Below are 18,048 nucleotides of genomic sequence, written 5' to 3' on the forward strand. Positions count from 1 at the left end.
GACGCTTGCGACTAACCTGAGATCCGAATCACACTCGTGGGCAACATAAGTCCAAACGTTTGCACAAGTCAATGATCTTGCGGGTCTCAACGAGGAGCGCTGCATGACCAATCCGTCGTGGCAAGGCACAAACCTGCCCCGAGTCGGTGGGTTCAACCGCGCGGTCGTGCTGGACACGATCCGACGCCACGGCGAGATCAGCCGCGTGGAACTCGCCCAGCGCACGGGGCTGACGGCGCAGACGATGTCCAACATCGTGCGAGCCCTGATGGACGACGGGCTCGTCACCGAGAACGGCCACGCCCCCTCCACCGGCGGGAAGCGCCGCGTCCTGCTCAAGGTCGTGCCCGACGCCTACTCCGCCGTCGGCCTGCACCTCGACCCCGAGCGCATCACCGGAGTGCTCGTCGACCTCGCCGGCGGCGTCCGGCTGCGCACCACCCGCAGGCTTCCCACCGACGCCACCCCCGACTCGGTCGCCGCCGCACTGACACGCATCGGGCAGCACCTGGTGCGCCGCTCCGGGCTCGAACCCGAGCGCGTGCTCGGCGCGGGCCTCGCCGTGCCCGGGCCGCTGGATCCCGCGCACCGCAAGGTCCTCGACCCGCCCAACCTCGACGGCTGGACGGAGGTTCCGCTCGCCGACCTCGTCGAGGAGCGGTTCGGGCTGCCGGTGGTGATGGACAACGACGCCACCGCCGCCGCGATCGGCGAGCGCTGGTCCGGCTGCGCGCGGCGATCCGGCTCGTTCGTCTACGTCTACCTGGGAACCGGCGTGGGCATCGGCGTCGTGCTCGGCGACCAGGTGCACCGCGGGGTCAGCAACAACGCGGGCGAGATCGGGCACGTGCCAAGCGGGGGCTCCCGCGAGTGCCACTGCGGCAAGCGCGGCTGCTTGGAGGCGTACTGCTCGATGCGCTCCATCGTCGCCGACTGGCGCGCCGCCACCGGGCGGCCCGCACCCACCTCCGTCGCCGCCGCCTACGACCAGCTGTGCCGGGACGCGGTGGCCGGGGAGGCCGCAGCCCGCAAGGTGCTGCGGCAGACCGCGACCCGTCTCGGCCAGGCGCTCGCCTCGGTGGTCAGCGTCCTCGACGTGGACCGCGTGGTGCTCGGCGGTCCCGCGTTGCGGCAGGTCTCCGACCTGGTCCGCAACCGGGTGTCGAAGGTGATCACCGCGCAGGTGTGGGCGCCGCAGGTGCGCCCGGTGCGTGTGGAGAACGCGTTGATCGGCGAGGACGCCGCAGCGGTCGGCGCGGCGTCACTGGTGTTCGACCACACCTACTCTCCCCGCCTGAACACGCTGCTGGGCTCCTGATGATCTGTTCCTGGACCGGTTCGCGTGGCAGGGCGGGTGGTCGGACCTGACACGCCCACTGCAATCCCCGCGCCACTGCTCGTGCAGGCCACTGCAGGTCCGTCGCGGCGTCTCGCCAGAAGACGTGACCCGGTGCGAGCTGCTCAGGTGGTCTGCACGGCTCGCGGCAGCGCCCCTCGCACGCGGTTGGGCAACACGTCCGACACCGCGTCGGCCACGGCGTTGCCGAAGGCCGTCATGCCGTTGGCGTTGGGGTGCAGGGGAGCGGCCCACGAGGTCGGCACCACGCCTCGAAGTACTTGTCCTGCGGCGCCTGGCAGACGTCGTGGCCCTCGCTGACCGGGCCGAGGTCGACGAACGTCGCGCCGTGCGCACGAGCCCGCTCACCGAGCCGCGCGCTGAGTCGGTCCACCGTGGACTGGATGTGGTCGGCGTCGCGCGCCCACATCGGTTGCTTCGGGTAGCAGCCGCCCGGAGGCAGGTAGGTGCCGTAGCCGACCACCACGACACGCGCGTTCGGCGCCCGGTCGGTGATCTCCTCCAGCGCCTCGTCGAAGTCCGGGGTGAACTCGTCGATGCGCTCGGCCAGCTCGTCGCCGTCGGCGGTGAAGCTGTCCGCGCAGGACGAGCCGACCGGCTCCGGGAACGCGTTCAGGCACGACAACGCCGCCTGGACCAGGGATACGTCGTTGCCACCGATGGTCACCGTGACCAGGTCGGTGGTCTCGCTCAGCGCGACGTACTGCGGCGGGAGCACGTGGTGCTGACGACCGGAGAGGTCCTCGGTCTCCGCTCCGGAGCACGTCACGTCCTCGAGCTGCGCGCCCAACCGGGCCGCCGCGACCTGCGGGTAGTTCTTCGTCGAGCGGAAGCACAGCAGGTTCGGGCCCGGGCCCGGCACCAGCGGGCCGGCCGCCGCCGAGTCCCCCATCGCCACGTACTCGAACGCGTCCTCCTGCGCCCCCGCCGGGACGACCGCGGACATCAGCGCCAGCGCACCGGCACTGGCGACAACGGGCAACCGGAACCCGACCACGAAGGACCTCCTGGCAGATCGCGCAACGACCGCTTGATCAGAGCACAGAGATCTGCCCCGGCACACCGAGAACCAGCCCACTGGACCAGAGGAATCCCCCGGATGAGCGGGCTTTCAAGAAATCTCGCGAACGTCCCGTTGCCGACCCGGACCTCGCGCGACATCCGAACCCCCTGCTCGGTGAGGTGAGCCGCGCTCGGGGATCACGTGTCACTGGATGTCCCGGCGGAGGGCTCTGGTGATGCCTGCCGCGACCGTGGTGGCCAGGATCCAGCCCGCGGCGATGAGCGCGACGGTGATCCACTGCGACGGGCCCTGGGTCCGCCACATGACGTCGTGCCCGAGGTTGATGATCGGGACCAACTGGTCGACGGTGTAGAGCAGCGGGCTCCAGTGCGGGTGATCCTCGTCGTTGACCGGCTGCAGCGGGCCGTGCACCGAGAACCACGTGGTGCCCGCGGCCGTGAGCAGCACCAGCCAGATCAGGGCGCGCAGCGGGCGGTAGCCGTAGCTGACCGTCACCAGTTGCAGCGAGCTCCACAACCGGACCGGCGGGCGGAACGCGGGCCGGGTCGAGGCCGCGATCGCCTTGTAGCGGTGGCGCTGCTTCTCGATCAGCACCGTGACCGCGTGCTCCTCGTTGCCGTTGCCGCTGAAGACGTGCGCTAGCTGGTCGTAGGACCCGGGCTGGTAGCGGTCACCGGAGTTGGCGCGCAGCCATGCCAGCCGCTCCTCGACCTTGTCCGCGTCGGTGGGTTCGACGCTGTCGGTGAAGTTGTCGTAGCTGAAGTCCTCGACGTCGACTCCGCCGCTGGCCTCCCACAGCCGCGCGTTGTCCGCGAGCAGCTCGCACTGGGCCTGCCGCAGCAGGATCCGGCCCTTCGGCGGGTCATCGACGCTGAGCGTCAGCTCCTGGGCGACGAGTCCGAAGCCGTTGAGGGCGTTGCGGCTCAACCCGTCTCCGAGTCGAGCTCCCCAGAAGTTGGCCTGCCTGCCGATCTCGCTGCGGCGCAGCTGCACCTCACCTTCGGCCAAGAACGGTCGGACGCCCGAGGCGCACACCAGGTCCCGCGCGATCCGTGCTCCGCGCAGGTCCACCGAAGGCTTGTAGGCGAGCTTGTGGCGGTGCCAGGCGGGTTTGGTGAGTTCGCTGGCCCGCAGGTCGAGGTTGGCGCCGATCGAGGCTCCCTGCAGCTGGATCGACCCGCTGATGTCGGCTTCCCGGCAGTCGAAGTTGTTGCCGACGGTCATCCGGCTCGCCTGCAGCACGTCGGTGCGCGCGCCGGTCAGCCGAGCCCGGTTGAGCGCAAAGCTGCCGTGGACCTGCACATCGGTCATCTGCCACTCGCCCCAGACGTTGACCCCTCCTGCCGCGAGGTTGCCGCGGATCTCGGTGCCATCGAGGTGCAGGGCGCGCAGCGAACGGTCCACCGCGGCGCGCGCGGACTGCGCCCAGGTCAGGTCGATCTGCGCGCCGGACAACCGCAGGTCGCCTTCGACGCGGGCGCTGACCATGCGAATCGTCCCGCCGCTGCGGAAGTTCTCGTCCATCTCGACGTCGCCGCGCACGTGGCTGCGGTCGGCGATGAGCGTGCTGGTCGGGTCGTCGTAGGGCGACTCGCCGCGTCTCGGCGGGCTTACCCCGGGTTCCAGCACGGCGTCGCGCATCCGCAGATCACCGGCGATGGTCGCGCTCGGGATGAACACCAGCCCGGCCACGGTGAAGGACTTCCCGGTGTTCGGGTCAGCGTCGCAGCGCAGCGAACCGCCCAGCTGGATCCCGTTGGCGTTGAGCGCCAACCGACCCCGGTTCCGCAGCGTGGCCCCGGCCAGCGTGAGGTTGCCGCCGATCTTGGCGCCGGGGATGCGGATCTCACCCGCGACGGTGATCCCCATCGCCAGCACCGCACCGGCCACGGTCAGCCGGTCGGCGTAGATGGCGCGCCGGCCGGGGTTGTGCAGGTCGCTGCCGTTGAGCAGCAGCGAGCCGCCGAGCTCGGCGTCGGCGAGGTCGATGACGCCGTCGCTGCTGGTGCAGCGCAGCAGGTGGGTGTCGCTGGTGGTGCGCAGGTTCCGCGCCTGCATCCCCGGTAGCAGGCAGTTCCGCAGCACCAGTCCGGCCAGCGATGCCTGCCGGACGTCTGGGGCTTCGAGGAACCGACAGCGGACGAACTCCAGCAGGTAGGGCAGTTCGGCGGCGCGCAGGTCCAGGCAGCCGCTGATCACCGCGTCCTCGATGAGGATCACCGGCTGCTGCCGGGCCCTCCTGTTGAAGGACCGCCTGCTCGCCTCGTCCGGCGAGTCGATCAGCCGCCGTGTGAGGAACTCGCCGCGAATTTCTCTGTCCGCCTCGAACTCCTCGGCCAGCACGTCGAGCGGATCACCTTCCGGCGTTTCCGGTCTGCCCTGCCGCAGCAGCTCGTCCACTCGCCGCTCGGCCGCGGTCAGCGGACCGTTGCCGTTCTCCCTCACCTTGCCGCTAGGCACCCGTAGCCCCCGAAACCGCGTGACGCGTCGTCGATCATCTACCCACTAGGACGTCTGACCACGACAAGAGGTTTCGCCCTGCACCAGAATTTACCGGGATGGCGTACTTGACCTCCGGTTCCACGTGAAACGGCCCCGGCGTGTCGCAGGGAACACGCCGGGGCCGTCCACCGGTCAACTACAGGGCATCCCACGCGAGCACCGGTGGTGCTGCCTCGGAGCCCGCGAAGCCGCTCAAGGGTCCACCCGCACCGCCGAGCACGAGGGCAACGGGAGCCTGTGGACCTAATCCGTTCGAATCGGGTTCAGCACCCGGGCGAGGAAGGTGCGCGTGCGCTCTTCCTTCGGGTTGCCGATGACCTCGGCCGGCGGGCCCTGCTCGACGATGCCGCCGCCGTCCATGAACAGGACGCGGTCGGCGACCTCGCGGGCGAACTGCATCTCGTGGGTGACCACCAACATCGTCATGCCCTCGTCGGCGAGCTGCCGCATCACGCCGAGCACGTCGCCGACCAGCTCCGGGTCGAGCGCAGAGGTCGGCTCGTCGAAGAGCATCACGTGCGGGTTCATCGACAGCGCCCGCGCGATCGCGACCCGCTGCTGCTGCCCGCCGGAGAGCTGCGCGGGCATCGAGCCGGCCTTCTCGGAGAGCCCGACCTTGGCCAGGTTCTCCTGGGCGACCTCCTCCGACTCCTCCTTCGAGCGGCCCAGCACCTTTCGCTGCGCCACCGTCAGGTTCTCCAGCACCGACAGGTGGGAGAAGAGGTTGAACTGCTGGAAGACCATGCCGACGTGACGTCGGGAGCCGTCGAGGTCGGTGTCCGGGTCGGTCAGCTCGGTGCCGTCGACCGAGACCTTGCCCGCCGACGGCTCTTCCAGCAGGTTCACGCAGCGCAGCAGGGTCGACTTGCCGGACCCGGACGGTCCGATGACGCACACGACCTCGCCGCGCTGGACCTGGAGGTCGATGTCGCGCAGCACTTCCAGCGAGCCGAAGGACTTGCTCAGCCCGGAGAGCTCGATCATCACGTCGCTCACTTGGTGGCCCCCTTGGTCCGGACGCCGCCGAACTTGCGCTCCAGCAGGTCGGAAACGCGCGACAGCGGAATCGTGATGATCAAATAGCACAGACCGGCGATCAGGATCGGCGTCAGCGACTGGTACTGGTTCAGCGCGCCACGCCCGAACTTGGCGAGCTCGTACTGGCCGACCGACAAACCCAGCAGGTAGATCAGCGAGGAGTCCTTGGTCAGCAGGATCAGCTCGTTGGTCAGCGGCGGGAGGATGATCCGGAAGGCCTGCGGCAGCACCACGGTCACCATCGTGCGGCTCGAGGACATGCCCAGCGAGCGCGCCGCCTCGACCTGCCCCTTCGGCACCGCCTGGATACCCGCCCGGATGGTCTCGGCCATGTAGGCAGCACCGACGAGGCCGAGGCTGAGCATCACGGTCGAGAGGTTGTTGAACTTCAACCCGAAGGCGATCGGCATGCCGTAGCCGAACGCGATGAACACCAGCAGCGCGGGAAGTCCGCGGAACAGCTCGATGTAACCGGTGGCGATCCACCGGTAGGGCGCGACCGGCGACATCTTCATCAGCGCCAGCACGATCGCCAGGCCGAGGCCGAACGCGAAGCCCACCGCGGTGTAGACGAGGGTGTTGAGCAGCGCGGTGGTGATCACGTCGGGGAACTGCGCCTTGGCGACCTCGATGTTGAAGAACGCCCGGCCGATCTGGCCCCAGTCCGCGATGAAGATCACCAGCGCGAGAACCAGGACCAGCACCGCGTACTGGATCCCGAGGTTGAGGCGCGCCCGCTGTCGTCGGCCCATGCCTGCCTTGGGCCGCTCGATCTCGGTTGTCATCGACTTTCTCTCCATGTGTCCGGCGGGCTACCGCGACGGTGTTCGCGGCCCCGCTGCACCGCTCGGGGCCGGCGTGTTCGACGCCGGCCCCGAGGTGCCACGTATCAGCGGGTCACTCCGGCTTCTTGCCGAACCACTTCTCGTAGATGCGGTCGTACTCACCGGACTGCTTGGCCTTGGCGAGAGCCTCGTTGACCTTGGTCAGCAGCGCGGTGTTGCCCTTGCGGACACCGATTCCGTACTTGTCGCCGGTCACGAACTCCTTGGTGACCTCGGTGTCCGGGTTGTTCTTGGCGAAGTTGTAGAGCACGCCGTTGTCGTTGACCGCGGCGTCGACCTGACCGGTCTTGACCGCGGTCTGCTGCAGCGCCAGGTCGTCGAAGTCCACGACCTCGTAGCCGAACTCGGCCTTGTGCGCCTCGGCGTAGTCCTTGCCGGTGGTGCCGACCTGCACGCCCAGCTTCTTGCCGCGCAGCTGGGACAGGTCGGTGATGCCCGCACCCTTCTTGACCATCAGGGCCTGCTCCGCGTCGAAGTACGGGTCGGAGAAGTCCAGGTTCTGCTTGCGGGAGTCGGTGATGGTCATCGCGGCGGCGGCCACGTCGCACTGGCCGCTGTTGAGCGACTCACCCGACTGGATGCCCTCGTCGAACGGCGCGTCGACGATCTTCTGCTGCACACCGAGGTCGCGCGCGACCAGGTCCACCAGCTCGACGTCGAAACCGACGATCTTGCCGTCTTCGCCGGGGAACTGGAACGGCTCGTAGGGGAGGTGGGTGCAGGTGGTCAGCGAACCGGGAGCGATGAGGCTCAGTTCGCCGCCCTGCGCACCGCCGCTCGTCGTGGATTCGACACAACCTGTCACTGCCACAGCCAGGGTCAGCGCGGGCAGCACTGCCAGCGCACGGAGGGTTCTGCGACGCGCCACGAAGCAACTCCTAGTAGGTGAGAACGCGGGTGCTCGAATGGTGCCACTCGATCGGACGTAAACCCAATACCTCGTGTTGCGAATCCATCAAGTTCCTCGAAAACCGCGATCAACCTCTCGGCCACTGCGCGGCAAAACTGCCTCACCGCAACCGGCCGAGCAGAAGAATCTTCGGCGCTCGCGCCGCTCTCCCACCAGAACCACGTCCTGCCCACCAGTTCGAACCCCCGCCGGTCTGTGTCCACCACCACGCACAGTGGCCGACGCGCAGTAGCGGACGACCGATGCGTCGACACCACGACACCCTCGGTCCGTCGGTCACCGACGGGCGGTCTGGTCCGAAGTGTCCGGACGAAGGGGACGTCGATCAGGAACGCTCCGGACCAGAACAGCCCCGTGGTGCCATGTCGACAAGTGACCCCTGACGCTGATGTCGACATGTCCCCATGACGACGAAAGGGCCCCTCCCTGTGCCGGGAAGGGCCCTCATCGTCACTGATCAGCGCGGTGGCGGCGGTGGGCAGTGGATGATCGGCTGCGGGTTGTACTTGACCTTCTGGTTCTCCGTGCGGACCTCGCCGGTCGTGATGTCCCGGATGGTGCGGGTGTCGACGACGGTGAACCCGGGCGCGCCCTTGCTCGGGCTGCAAGGGCCGGTCGCCGGACCGGGCTTCTCGGCCGGCGGCGTCGGTTCGGTGCGCGGGCCGGTCGTCGACTGCACGTCGAACTGCTTGGTGCCCCACAGCTTCACCTTGATCGACGACGGAGTCCACTCCGTGGTGATCATGATGCCGCTCTTGGCGACGTTCTTGAACTTCACGTCGATGATGCTCTTGCCGTTCGGCCCCTGGAACACCGTCGCCTCGCGACCGGCCGGGTACCGGCTGATGTAGTAGCTGTGCGCCTTGTGCTCGACGTCCTTCATGCCCGCGAAGTACGAGGCGTTGTACAGCGTGGTCGCGAACTGCGAGATGCCACCGCCGACCGCGCGGCCGGGATGACCGTCCTCGATGATCCCCGACTCCACGTAGCCCTGCGGGATCCCGCGCGGGCCGGTGTAGCCGTTGAGGCTGAACGTCTCGCCCGGACGAAGCAACGCGCCGTTGACCTGCTCGGCGACCCGGCGGATGTTCACACCGGAAGCCGCTTCGAAACCGCCGGTCTCGAACTCGCCGACGACCTCGCGGATGCCGAGCTGGTTGGCCTGGTCGGTGGTGAACTGCGCCGGTGCCGGCACGTAGACAGCCTGGACCGCGCGCTGCTGCGGCTTGCGCAGGGTTTCGAGCATCGGCTCCAGGCTCTTCTCCCAGTCGACACCGACGCCGTCCTCCGACGGGTGCACGACCGGAGCGCCGTTCTCCAGCTTGATCTCGGCGTTCTTGCCCGGCTTCATGGTGTCGCGCAGCTGCGGTTCGAGAGCGCCCACCAGCACGGGACCGTCGAGGCTCGCCTTCAAGCCACCGCGACCGTCCGGGGTGAAGCGCAGCGCCTCGGCGATCGCCTCCGGTTCCAGCGTCGCGTTCTTGCCCTGGCCGCGAACGGTCACCGGGGAAGCCACAGCCGGCTCGGCGATCTCGTGGAGCGCCTTCTGCACGCCCTCGCGGGTGGTGCTCACCGGGAGCTGGGTGACCGGGAGCGAGATCGGCCGGCCCTCGGCCCACTTGGCCTGCACCGCGTTGGCCGCGTGCTGGATGTCGAGGTTCTGGCCGGGCACCGGGTTCACCGGGATCGGCGTGGTGCCTTCGAAGCGGATGTTGCCGTCCGTGGGCTCCAGGCCCAGCTGCGGACTGACCTCCTGCAGCGCCGCCACCAACTGCTCGCGATCGCTGCGGCTGGCCGGGGTCACGTTGTGGGTGCTGAACAGCGAGCCGATCCGGGTGAAGGGGTTCAGCGGCTGGTCGTCGGCCTTCTTGACGGTCTCGGCCCAGTCCATCTGCAGCCCGACCTCATCGGGCTCGACGGTGGCGCTGCGATCACCGACCTGCAGCCGCACAGGCTTGCTCAGGCCGGGTTCGAGCTCGTCGCGGAGCTTGCTCTCGGCGGCGGCCGGGTCGAGGGTGCCGACGTCGACACCGGCGACGACGGTGCCGCGCGGCAGCGATCCGCTTGTGAACAGCAGGTCGCCGACGTAGAGCAGCACCAGGGCAGCGGCGGCCGCGCCGGCGATCAGGCCGCCCTTGAGCAGCTTCTGCCGCTTCTCGTCGGCGGGGGTGGGTTCGTCGAAGGCGTTCCAGCCCAGCTGGCTGCCCCCGACACCGCCCTGCTGGCCGCCGAACATCTGCGTCGCACCGGGATTGGTCTGCTCGGCACCGTGGTAGGCGGTGGGCTGATCGGAGCCGACGGCAGCGATGGTCTGCGTGGCGCCGATGGGGAAGCCGCTGAAATCCGTGGGCAGCGCGGCGATCTGCTGGGTGCGCTCGCTGTCCGACTCCGGCGCGGGTGATCCACCCTGGCCCTGGGGGTCCTGGACGGGCCACCCCTGCGCGCTCTCGGCGTCGGACGCGTTCTGCTGGTCCGAGTCGGTGCGCAGCCGTTCGGTGGACGGGTCCGCACCAGTGCGGTTGTGGTGGTTTTCGGGCACCGCTTCCCCTTCTCCTGTCGGTCGTGCGGTGGGGGCGTGGAAGTGCTCGCTCGCCCGCTCTCGCCGGGGTTCCGGCTCGGGGCGCCGACTACAGGTACAGTCCCGTGCCCTGCTCGGTCTGTTCCGTGGCCACGGCGTGCAGATCCCGCTCCCGCATCACCAGGTACGCCTGCCCCTGGACCTCGACCTCGAACTGCTCGTCGGGGTTGAACAGGACCTGGTCGCCGACCTTGACGGTCCGCACGTGACTTCCCACGCCGAAGACCTCTCCCCAGACCAGCCGCTTGGCCATCTGCGCGGTCGCCGGAATCACGATGCCGCCGCTGCTGCGGCGTTCCCCGGATTCAGCGGCGATGCGCACCATGACCCTGTCGTGCAGCATCTGGATTTCGAGCTTGGCATCGGTCACCCGAAAAGTTTACTTGCCACCTCCGGGGGACCCCGGGGTCAGGGGGGCCTCGGAACACGGCGTTGACCACGCGATTCGCGATACTCCTGGGCAGCGCACGACGACAGGCCCACCCTCGAACCGGAGCGACCCCTTCCGCATCCCCATGACCAGGGGTTTCGAGATCGAAGTACCAGAAAGGTCTCAATTCACCCCTGCAACGCAGATCAGGCGTCCAGACCGCCCATCACCAGCGGCAGCCGGTCCGGGCCACCGGGCGAGATCGTGATCGGCACGCCCCAGTCCTGCCGGGTCAACCGGCACGCCGGGTGCTCGATCGCATCATCGTCGTCGCAGCTGGCGGCCTGGGCGACCACGTGCAGAACGCCCTGCTCGATCCCGTCGGCCAGCACGAGACGACGGGTCAGGTCGGTGCCCACGCCCGCGCCCGCGACCAGCAGGTCCTCCGGCGTCGAGGTGATCTCCAGGCGGGTTGAGGGCCCGTAGCGCTCGTCGAGCTTGGTGCCCGGCGGCGGTGTGAACACCACCGCGAGCTCCACCTCGCCCGAGGCGATCTCGGTCGCAGGCCGCTTGACCTGCTGCGACGCACCGCTGATCAGCTTCGCGGCCAGGCCGGGCGGAACCGGGCGCTCCAGCCGGTGGGCGGCTGAGGCGACCACGACCAGCTCGCCGTCGACGACGGTCGCGCCGGAGGGCTCGGAGACGTCGGTGGCCAGCGTGGACACCTCGTCGGTGGCGGGCTCGTAGCGGCGGACCGCGCCGTTGTAGGTGTCGCATACGGCGACCGAACCGTCCGGCAGCACGGCGACGCCCAGCGGGTGCTGGAGCAGCGCCTCGCCCGCCGGACCGTCGGCGTGGCCGAAGTCGAACAAGCCGGTGCCCACGGCTGTGCGAATCGCGAAGCCTTCACCGTCGGCCTCCACCCAGCGCAGCGCGGAGGTCTCCGAGTCGGCCATCCACAGCCGGTCGCCTCCATCGGCGAGACCGGAGGTCTGCGCGAAGAACGCCTGGGCAGCGGCACCATCGCGCAATCCTTCGACGGTGGTGCCCGCGAACCGGCCGACCTCGCCGGTGCTCGGGTCGAACAGGCCGAGCGTGTGGTTGCCCGCCATGGCGATCACCACGCCACCGGCGGGCTCCCACCAGGCGACGTCCCACGGGCTGGTCAGCGGTGTCTCCAGCCCCGGGCCGCTTTCGGACCCGTCCCGCCACTGCTCGCCGGTGCCGGCCAGGGTCGTCACGGTGCCGTCGGCGAGCCGCAGGCCGCGCAGCAGGTGGTTCACCGTGTCGGCGACGACCACGTCGTAGCCGGTCTTCGCGGCGAGTTCCTCGGGCAGCAGGGCGAGCCCCGCGGGCTCGGCGAACGTCGGCTCCACGCCGTCGGCGCGTCCGCGCTCACCGGTGCCGATGCGGCGCACCACGGTCTCGCCGTCGGACTCGAACTCCACCAGCGAGTGGTTCGCAGAGTCCGAGACCAGCAGGTTCCCGCTTTTCAGCGCGATGACCTTGCCGGGGAACCGCAGCGTCGTCTCCGGCGCGGGCGGTGGCACGTAGGGGCCGTCACCGCGGTGCAGGGTTCCCTTGACCTCGTGCTCGGCGACGACCTCGGAGATCACGCTGCGCAGTGCCTCGACGTGGCCCTCGCCTGCGGCGACGTGCACGACGTAGCCCTCGGGGTCGATGACGACCAGCGTCGGCCACGCCTTCACGGCGTAGTTCTGCCAGGTGGTCAGCTCGGGGTCGTCGAGCACCGGGTGGTGCACTGCGTAGCGCTCGACGGCGGCGACCAAGGCGTCCGGATCGGCCTCGTGCTCGAACTTCGGCGAGTGCACGCCGACGGTCACGACCTCGTCGGCGAACTCGGCTTCGAGTGGGCGCAGCTCGTCGATCACGTGCAGGCAGTTGATGCAGCAGAAGGTCCAGAAATCAAGAAGGACAACACGTCCCCGCAGGTCAGCGAGCTTGATCTGCTCTCCGCCGGTGTTCAACCACTGGCGGCCCACGAACTCGGGAGCACGGACACGGGCACGCGGTCTTTGCTGCTCAGCACTCACGCCAGGAGTGAACAACATCCGGCCGGCCGCTGTTCCGCAGGGCAGGGCCTCTTGAGTCACGTCTCACTGCCCACGGTCAACTCGGTGGAGGCAGGACCTCGGTCAGCTCGGGGCGCTCGCCAGCCAGTGGCCAGCACACGGATCGGCGGGCCGGTCGCCGCCATGCGGGGGGCTCTCGCGCTCTTGACCGCACGAGGCTCCGCACGCCGACAGCGGACGAGTGGACACTCCTGCCTAGACCGTCCAGGAGTCCAGGACGACGACCTTGGACTTCCTGGGGCTGGGCTCCTCCGCGGGTGTGCGACCACTGCCGTCCCACCCAGCTCGGCGGCGCGAACCAATCTTGACGTTCCTGCTGGTCACCCATGACAACCGGGGTCAACAACCCCCACGACGACTGTTCCCCCGGGCGGGGTTCATCGAACCGCGCCTCACTGCTGATCCCGTGCGGCAACAGGTGCGGGGCGCTGGGGCGATCGGGCGCACGAGGGACTCCGTTCGCCAGCTGGCGGTGTAGGCGCGACCACCTAAGGTCACGTGATCGTGGAACATTCGGCTGCGCAGGGGTGTCTTCGGTCGCGGTCGGCGGTGCGGCTGATCGGTGAGCTGGCGGCGGCGGTCGTCGTCGCGGCCGCAACGAGCCTGGCGGTGCAGCTGCCGATCGGGCGGTTCGGGCTCAGCGAGCCGACCGCCTTGCCGGAGGTCGCGGCCACCGCCTGCGCGGTCGTCGTCCTCGCGCTGCTGCTCGGCGGCGCGCTGCTCGGCGTGGCGAGCCGCGAGCTGGTGCCCGCGGCGTGGGTGGCGCTGTCCGCGCTGGTCACCTCCGTGCTCGCGTGGCCGTTGGAGCCGACCCGGCTCTACTACGGCGGCACCTCGATCGACCAGATGTTCCGGACGCAGTACTTGACGCGGCTGGCGGACTCGCCGGTGCTCGCGGACATGAACTACGCGGATCTGCCGCCGTACTACCCGGCGGGCTGGTTCTGGCTCGGCGGGCGGTTCGCCGAGCTGACCGGGATGCCCGCTTGGGCGGCGTTCAAACCGTTCGCTCTGATGACCGTCGCGGTCACCGCGGTCGTTGCTTTCGTGCTGTGGAGCGTGGTCCTGCGGCGGCGGATCGCGGTGCTGACCGCGGTCGCCACCGGCCTGGCGGGGCTGCTGCACGGGTTCGACGAGCCGTACGCGTGGATGGCGGCGGCCTGGATCCCGCCGATCGCCGTCATCGCCTGGCACCTGCTGCGCTGCCGGGCGAACCGGCACGTCAGGGCTGTGATCGGTGTCGGGGTGTTCCTCGGCTTCGCCGGCCTGACGTACGCGCTGCACCTGGCGTTCGCAACCGCCGTGGTGGTGACGATGGCGGTCGTGCTCGCCGCCCGGCGGATCCGTCCCGCCCGGGAACTCGCGCCTCGCGTGCTCGGAATCGGCGCGGTCGCCGGAGTGGTGGCGCTGATCAGCTGGGGACCGTTCCTGGTGGCGCGGCTGGGCGGGTCACCCTCGGAGGGAGCGGCGAACAACTACCTGCCGCCGGAGTCGGTGCCACCGCTGCCGTTCCTGGAGCCCTCGCTGTTCGGGATGCTGTGCCTGGCGGGTTTCTGCTGGTCAGTGCTGGCCTTCCGGCACAGCGAGGTGGCCGCGGCGCTGCTGGTGCTCACCGGCGTGGTCTACCTGTGGTTCGGGCTGTCGACGGTCGCCGTCGCGGCGCACACGACGTTGCTGGCTTTCCGCGTGACGGTGGTGCTCAACGTGGCGCTGGCCGTTGCCGGTGTGCTGGGGATGCTGGAGCTGCGGCGGCGGATCCAGCCGCTGGTGCCCGAACGCATGCGGGTTCAGGCCGCGACGCTGGCGTTCCTGCTGGGACTGGCCGGTTCGGTCGGCGTCGTGGAGACCGCGTTGACCTCCGAGATCGCGGAGGCCGCCGAGCCCGCCCACACCGACTACTACCCGACTGGCAGCAACGCGCAGCGCCAGAACGACCCCGCCGTCGACGGCGCCTGGCACGACGACCTGCTGCGCGCGGTGCGCGAGACGACCGGCCGCGAACCCTCGGACACCGTGCTGCTGACGGCCCACTACCCCTTGCTGTCCTTCGCGCCCTTCCGGGGCTTCCAGCAGGAGACCCCGCACTACGCCAACCCGCTGTCCCGGTACGAGGACCGCTCCACCGAGATCTGCCGGTGGGCCGAAGCCGGTGATCCGGGCAGGTTGCGGGAGCTGTTGCGACGCGGCGAGTTCGCGCCGCCGAACGCGTTCGTGCTGCGGCGGCAGCCGCAGGGCCTGCACATCACGCTGTCCCACGACGCGTTCCCGCACCAGCCCAACGTGCAGGTCTACGACGTGCGGTTCGACCCCGCCCTGTTCGACTCGCCCGGGTTCGTCCGGCAGGACGTGGGCCCGTTCGCGGTGATCGGAGTGCGCTGAGATCAGGGCGTGGGCAGCAGCGTCTTCGCGGTGGTGGTGATCGTGGCGAGCGCCGTTTCGGCCAACGGGTGGCTGCTGCCGCCGAGTCGGGTGGCGGCGACGATCCTGCGGGCCGGTGCGGGCTCGCCGCGCAGGGGGATGCGCACGACCGGCCAGTCGTGCAGGCGGGCCAGGCGCGGGACCAGGATGATGCCGAAGTGGTGCGCGACCAGGGCCGTTCCGGTGTCCCACTCGTCGGCGTAGTGCGCGACGTTCGGGCTGAAACCGGCTGACGTGCAGGCGGCGCGCACGAGCTGGTGGTAGGTGCTGCCGGGGCGTCCGACGATCCACTGCTCGTCGGCGGCGTCGGCCAGCGAGACCCGGGAGCGCTCGGCCAGCGGGTGCCCGACCGGCACCACCAGGTCCAGCGGGTCGTCGAGGAGTTGTTGCTGCTCGAAGCGCTCGTCCGCGGACGGCGGCAGGTCCGCGGTGTTGATCACCAGGGCGAGGTCGGCGTCACCGGAGAGCAGCAGGTCGAAGCAGCGCGCCGGTTCAGCCTCGATCACCCGGACCTGGACCTGCGGGTAGTGCTCGCGCAGCGCCGCCGCGGCCGGTGGCAGCAGGCGAGTGGCAGCGGTGGAGAAGCCGCACAGCGCGAACGAGCCGCTGGGGTGTTGCGCCGTGGCCGCGAGCTCGGCGTAGGCGCGCTCGACCTGCGCGTGCAACACCTCGGCGTGGCGGAGCACGGTCCGGGCGGCGGCGGTGAGCTTGATGCCGCGACCGGACTGGATCACCAGTTCCGCTCCGAGCTCGTCGGCCAGCTGGCGGAGCTGGTACGACACCGCTGAGGGCGTGTAGTTCAGCGCGGCCGCTGCGGCCGTGACGGTGCCGTGGTGGGAGACCATCTGCAGCACCTTGAGCCGAGGGTTGATCATACGACCATTTTGCACGGTCCCCACGAGGAACGTTTGATTTTCCTCAGCGTTCATCCTCGGCAAGCTGGCACCGTGACGCTCACAGCTCCCGCCCGGTCCCGCTGGACCCGCACCGGCCTCTACGTCCTCGTCGTGCTCACCGTCGGCGCCTACCTGCCGAGCCCGCTGCTGCCCGGTTACCAGGACGACTTCGGGTTCGGCGACCTGACCATGACGCTGATCTACGCCACCTTCGCACTGGTCAGCGCACCTGCTCTGCTGTTGCTGGGCACGGCCACGGACGTCGTGGGCCCGCGGTCGGTGCTGCGCGCGAGCCTCATCGCCGGAGCCGTCGCCTCGCTGTGCTTCGCGCTCGCCTCCAGCCCGCTGTGGCTGGTGGCCGGGCGTGCCGCGCAAGGCGTCGCGCTGGGCACGGCGACCGGCGCTGCGAGCGTGCTGATCAGCCAGAACGCCCGTGAGCGAGCTGCGCTGCTGGCGAGCACGGCGTTCGTGGCCGGTACCGCCGCCGGGCCGATCGTGGGCGGCGTGCTCGCCGAACACGCCCCGGCGCCGTTCGTGCTGCCCTTCCTCCTGCACCTGGTGGCGCTCGGGTACGGCTGGTCGCGCGTCTCCGCCCTGCCCGCCTCCGCGCCGGGCGGCCGGTGGCGGCCGTCCCGACCGCGGGTCCCGGCGGGCATGCGGGCGGTGTTCGGCTTGTCCGCTGCGACCGGGTTCCTCGCCTGGACCGCGGTCGGCCTGTTCCTCTCGCTGATCCCCGCCCTGCTCGATCGCGCCGGCCACACCGACCTGGCGGTGTCCGGCTGCGTGCTCGGCGCGGTCCTGATCTGCTCGGTGCTGACCCAACCGCTCGTGAGCCGCTGGGGAGCCCACCGGGCGCAGCTGCTCGGGCTGTGCGCGCTGTTCGTCAGCCTCGTACTGCTGGCGCTGGCCGGTGGCGGCACCGCGCTGGTCACGCTGATCGCAGCCGTCACGGCGGGCGCCGGGCACGGGCTGGCGTACGGAGGCGCCACCGCGGCGGTCGAGCGGACGGTGCCCCCTGCGCAGCGCGGCGCGATCACCGGAGCGCTCTACCTCGCCTTCTACCTGGGGGCGGGTTGCCCGGCGATCGCGGTCGGGCTCATCGCGCTCGGAGAACCGCTGGGAACGGCGACGTCCTGGGTCGCGATCGCGGCGGCCGGACTCGTGCTGCTGACACTGCTCGTCACCGAATCGCTCGCGCCGGGGCGCTCCGCTCGGCAACATCGGCGGAACGCGAGCGGACGAGCGACAACGCACTTCACGAGCGCTGAGCGCGGCGGCGGCCGCAGGCCGGGAGCTCGGCCTCCACGTGAGCGAGGCGCGAGTGCTGCACGACCCATTCTCGGTCGTCGTGCACCTCGCACCGGCGCCGGTGGTCCTCCGGGTGCCGGTGGTGCTGCCCAACTCCAGCGGCAAGGCGGTCCAGGCGACGCGGCGAGCTCGACCTGGTGACGTGGTCGGCTGAGCTGGTCGGCGACCGGATCACGAGCTTCGTCGAAGCAGCGGAGGCGGGTTGAAAGGGCCCCGGACATTGGAAAGCCCCGCGATGCTGCCAGGTCGGGGGTCCGACAGCACCGCGGGGTCATCATGAATATCGACACCCACCCTGGGTTCGTTACACACGTTGCACGGTGTGTCTTAGGTCACTGCTTTTCACCCGCTCCGGCGGCGGAGGGTTCCCCCACCCGCACGGTCGGTGTCGATCTTGTCCGTGCATCGCCTCGTATTCGGCGATCTAGCTGTGATGTCCGGGGAGGTTGGTCAGTCGGGTGACTGGCGGTGTGCCTCCGATGGCGGAGTGGGAGCGGTGGTGATTGTAGAAGTGGATCCAAGGCTGGCAGGGCGGCGTTGCGTTGCTGGGTTGATTCGTAGAGGCGCGCGTAGGCCCAGCCGTCGGCGAGGGTGCGGTGGAATCGTTCGATTTTGCCGTTGGTTTGGGGCCGGTAGGGCCGGGTGCGTTTGTGGGTGATGCCGAGCTCGCGACAGGTGTCACGCCAGGCGTGGGAGCGGTAGCACGCGC

Annotated in this window: 12 protein-coding genes and 1 pseudogene; 3 read left to right on the forward strand and 10 right to left on the reverse strand. The window is 69.9% G+C overall.

Annotated features, from left to right (window positions below; translation table 11 throughout):
- The first annotated feature begins 103 nt into the window (after positions 1-103).
- Positions 104-1,318 (forward strand): ROK family transcriptional regulator, encoded by a 1,215-nt coding sequence (locus tag E1161_RS10110; RefSeq protein ID WP_132621936.1) that lies wholly within the window; start codon positions 104-106, stop codon positions 1,316-1,318.
- 235 nt (positions 1,319-1,553) lie between these two features.
- Here the strand turns inward: E1161_RS10110 and E1161_RS10115 are convergent, their stop codons facing one another.
- From E1161_RS10115 to E1161_RS10150, 8 genes are all read right to left on the reverse strand, one after another.
- Entirely contained in the window at positions 1,554-2,354 is an 801-nt protein-coding gene (locus tag E1161_RS10115) for an SGNH/GDSL hydrolase family protein (protein WP_235874916.1), read from the reverse strand.
- A 210-nt stretch (positions 2,355-2,564) separates the two neighbouring features.
- Positions 2,565-4,841, reverse strand: a complete 2,277-nt coding sequence (locus E1161_RS10120; protein ID WP_132621937.1) for a translocation/assembly module TamB domain-containing protein — start codon at positions 4,839-4,841, stop codon at positions 2,565-2,567.
- A 285-nt stretch (positions 4,842-5,126) separates the two neighbouring features.
- Positions 5,127-5,879 (reverse strand): amino acid ABC transporter ATP-binding protein, encoded by a 753-nt coding sequence (locus tag E1161_RS10125; RefSeq protein WP_132621939.1) that lies wholly within the window; start codon positions 5,877-5,879, stop codon positions 5,127-5,129.
- On the reverse strand, positions 5,876-6,673 hold the full coding sequence (locus E1161_RS10130) for an amino acid ABC transporter permease (RefSeq protein WP_132621992.1): 798 nt from the start codon (positions 6,671-6,673) through the stop codon (positions 5,876-5,878). The genes E1161_RS10125 and E1161_RS10130 overlap by 4 nt, the downstream gene beginning before the upstream one ends.
- A 145-nt stretch (positions 6,674-6,818) precedes the next feature.
- Positions 6,819-7,634 carry a basic amino acid ABC transporter substrate-binding protein gene (locus E1161_RS10135; RefSeq protein ID WP_132621941.1) on the reverse strand — a complete coding sequence of 272 codons (816 nt, stop codon included), beginning with the start codon at positions 7,632-7,634 and terminating at the stop codon, positions 6,819-6,821.
- 499 nt (positions 7,635-8,133) lie between these two features.
- Positions 8,134-10,215 (reverse strand): VanW family protein, encoded by a 2,082-nt coding sequence (locus tag E1161_RS10140; protein ID WP_132621943.1) that lies wholly within the window; start codon positions 10,213-10,215, stop codon positions 8,134-8,136.
- An 88-nt stretch (positions 10,216-10,303) separates the two neighbouring features.
- Positions 10,304-10,624 (reverse strand): GroES family chaperonin, encoded by a 321-nt coding sequence (locus E1161_RS10145; RefSeq protein WP_132621945.1) that lies wholly within the window; start codon positions 10,622-10,624, stop codon positions 10,304-10,306.
- A gap of 206 nt (positions 10,625-10,830) precedes the next feature.
- Positions 10,831-12,696, reverse strand: coding sequence for an NHL domain-containing thioredoxin family protein (locus E1161_RS10150; RefSeq protein WP_165939741.1), 1,866 nt, complete (start codon positions 12,694-12,696; stop codon positions 10,831-10,833).
- 570 nt (positions 12,697-13,266) lie between these two features.
- On the opposite strand from E1161_RS10150, the gene E1161_RS10155 reads away from it, so the two are divergent.
- A complete protein-coding gene (locus E1161_RS10155; RefSeq protein WP_207920164.1) occupies positions 13,267-15,096 on the forward strand; it encodes an arabinofuranosyltransferase in 1,830 nt (609 codons plus the stop codon).
- Between the two features lie 2 nt (positions 15,097-15,098).
- Here the strand turns inward: E1161_RS10155 and E1161_RS10160 are convergent, their stop codons facing one another.
- On the reverse strand, positions 15,099-16,010 hold the full coding sequence (locus E1161_RS10160; protein ID WP_132621950.1) for a LysR family transcriptional regulator: 912 nt from the start codon (positions 16,008-16,010) through the stop codon (positions 15,099-15,101).
- A gap of 72 nt (positions 16,011-16,082) precedes the next feature.
- Between E1161_RS10160 and E1161_RS10165 the strand changes: the two genes are divergently transcribed.
- Entirely contained in the window at positions 16,083-17,480 is a 1,398-nt protein-coding gene (locus tag E1161_RS10165; protein ID WP_132621952.1) for an MFS transporter, read from the forward strand.
- 283 nt (positions 17,481-17,763) lie between these two features.
- On the opposite strand, the pseudogene E1161_RS10170 reads toward E1161_RS10165, so the two are convergent.
- Positions 17,764-18,048: pseudogene (locus E1161_RS10170) on the reverse strand (integrase core domain-containing protein); the annotation flags it as partial.

The sequence above is a fragment of the Saccharopolyspora aridisoli genome (assembly GCF_004348445.1).
Classification (GTDB): Bacteria; Actinomycetota; Actinomycetes; order Mycobacteriales; family Pseudonocardiaceae; genus Saccharopolyspora; species Saccharopolyspora aridisoli.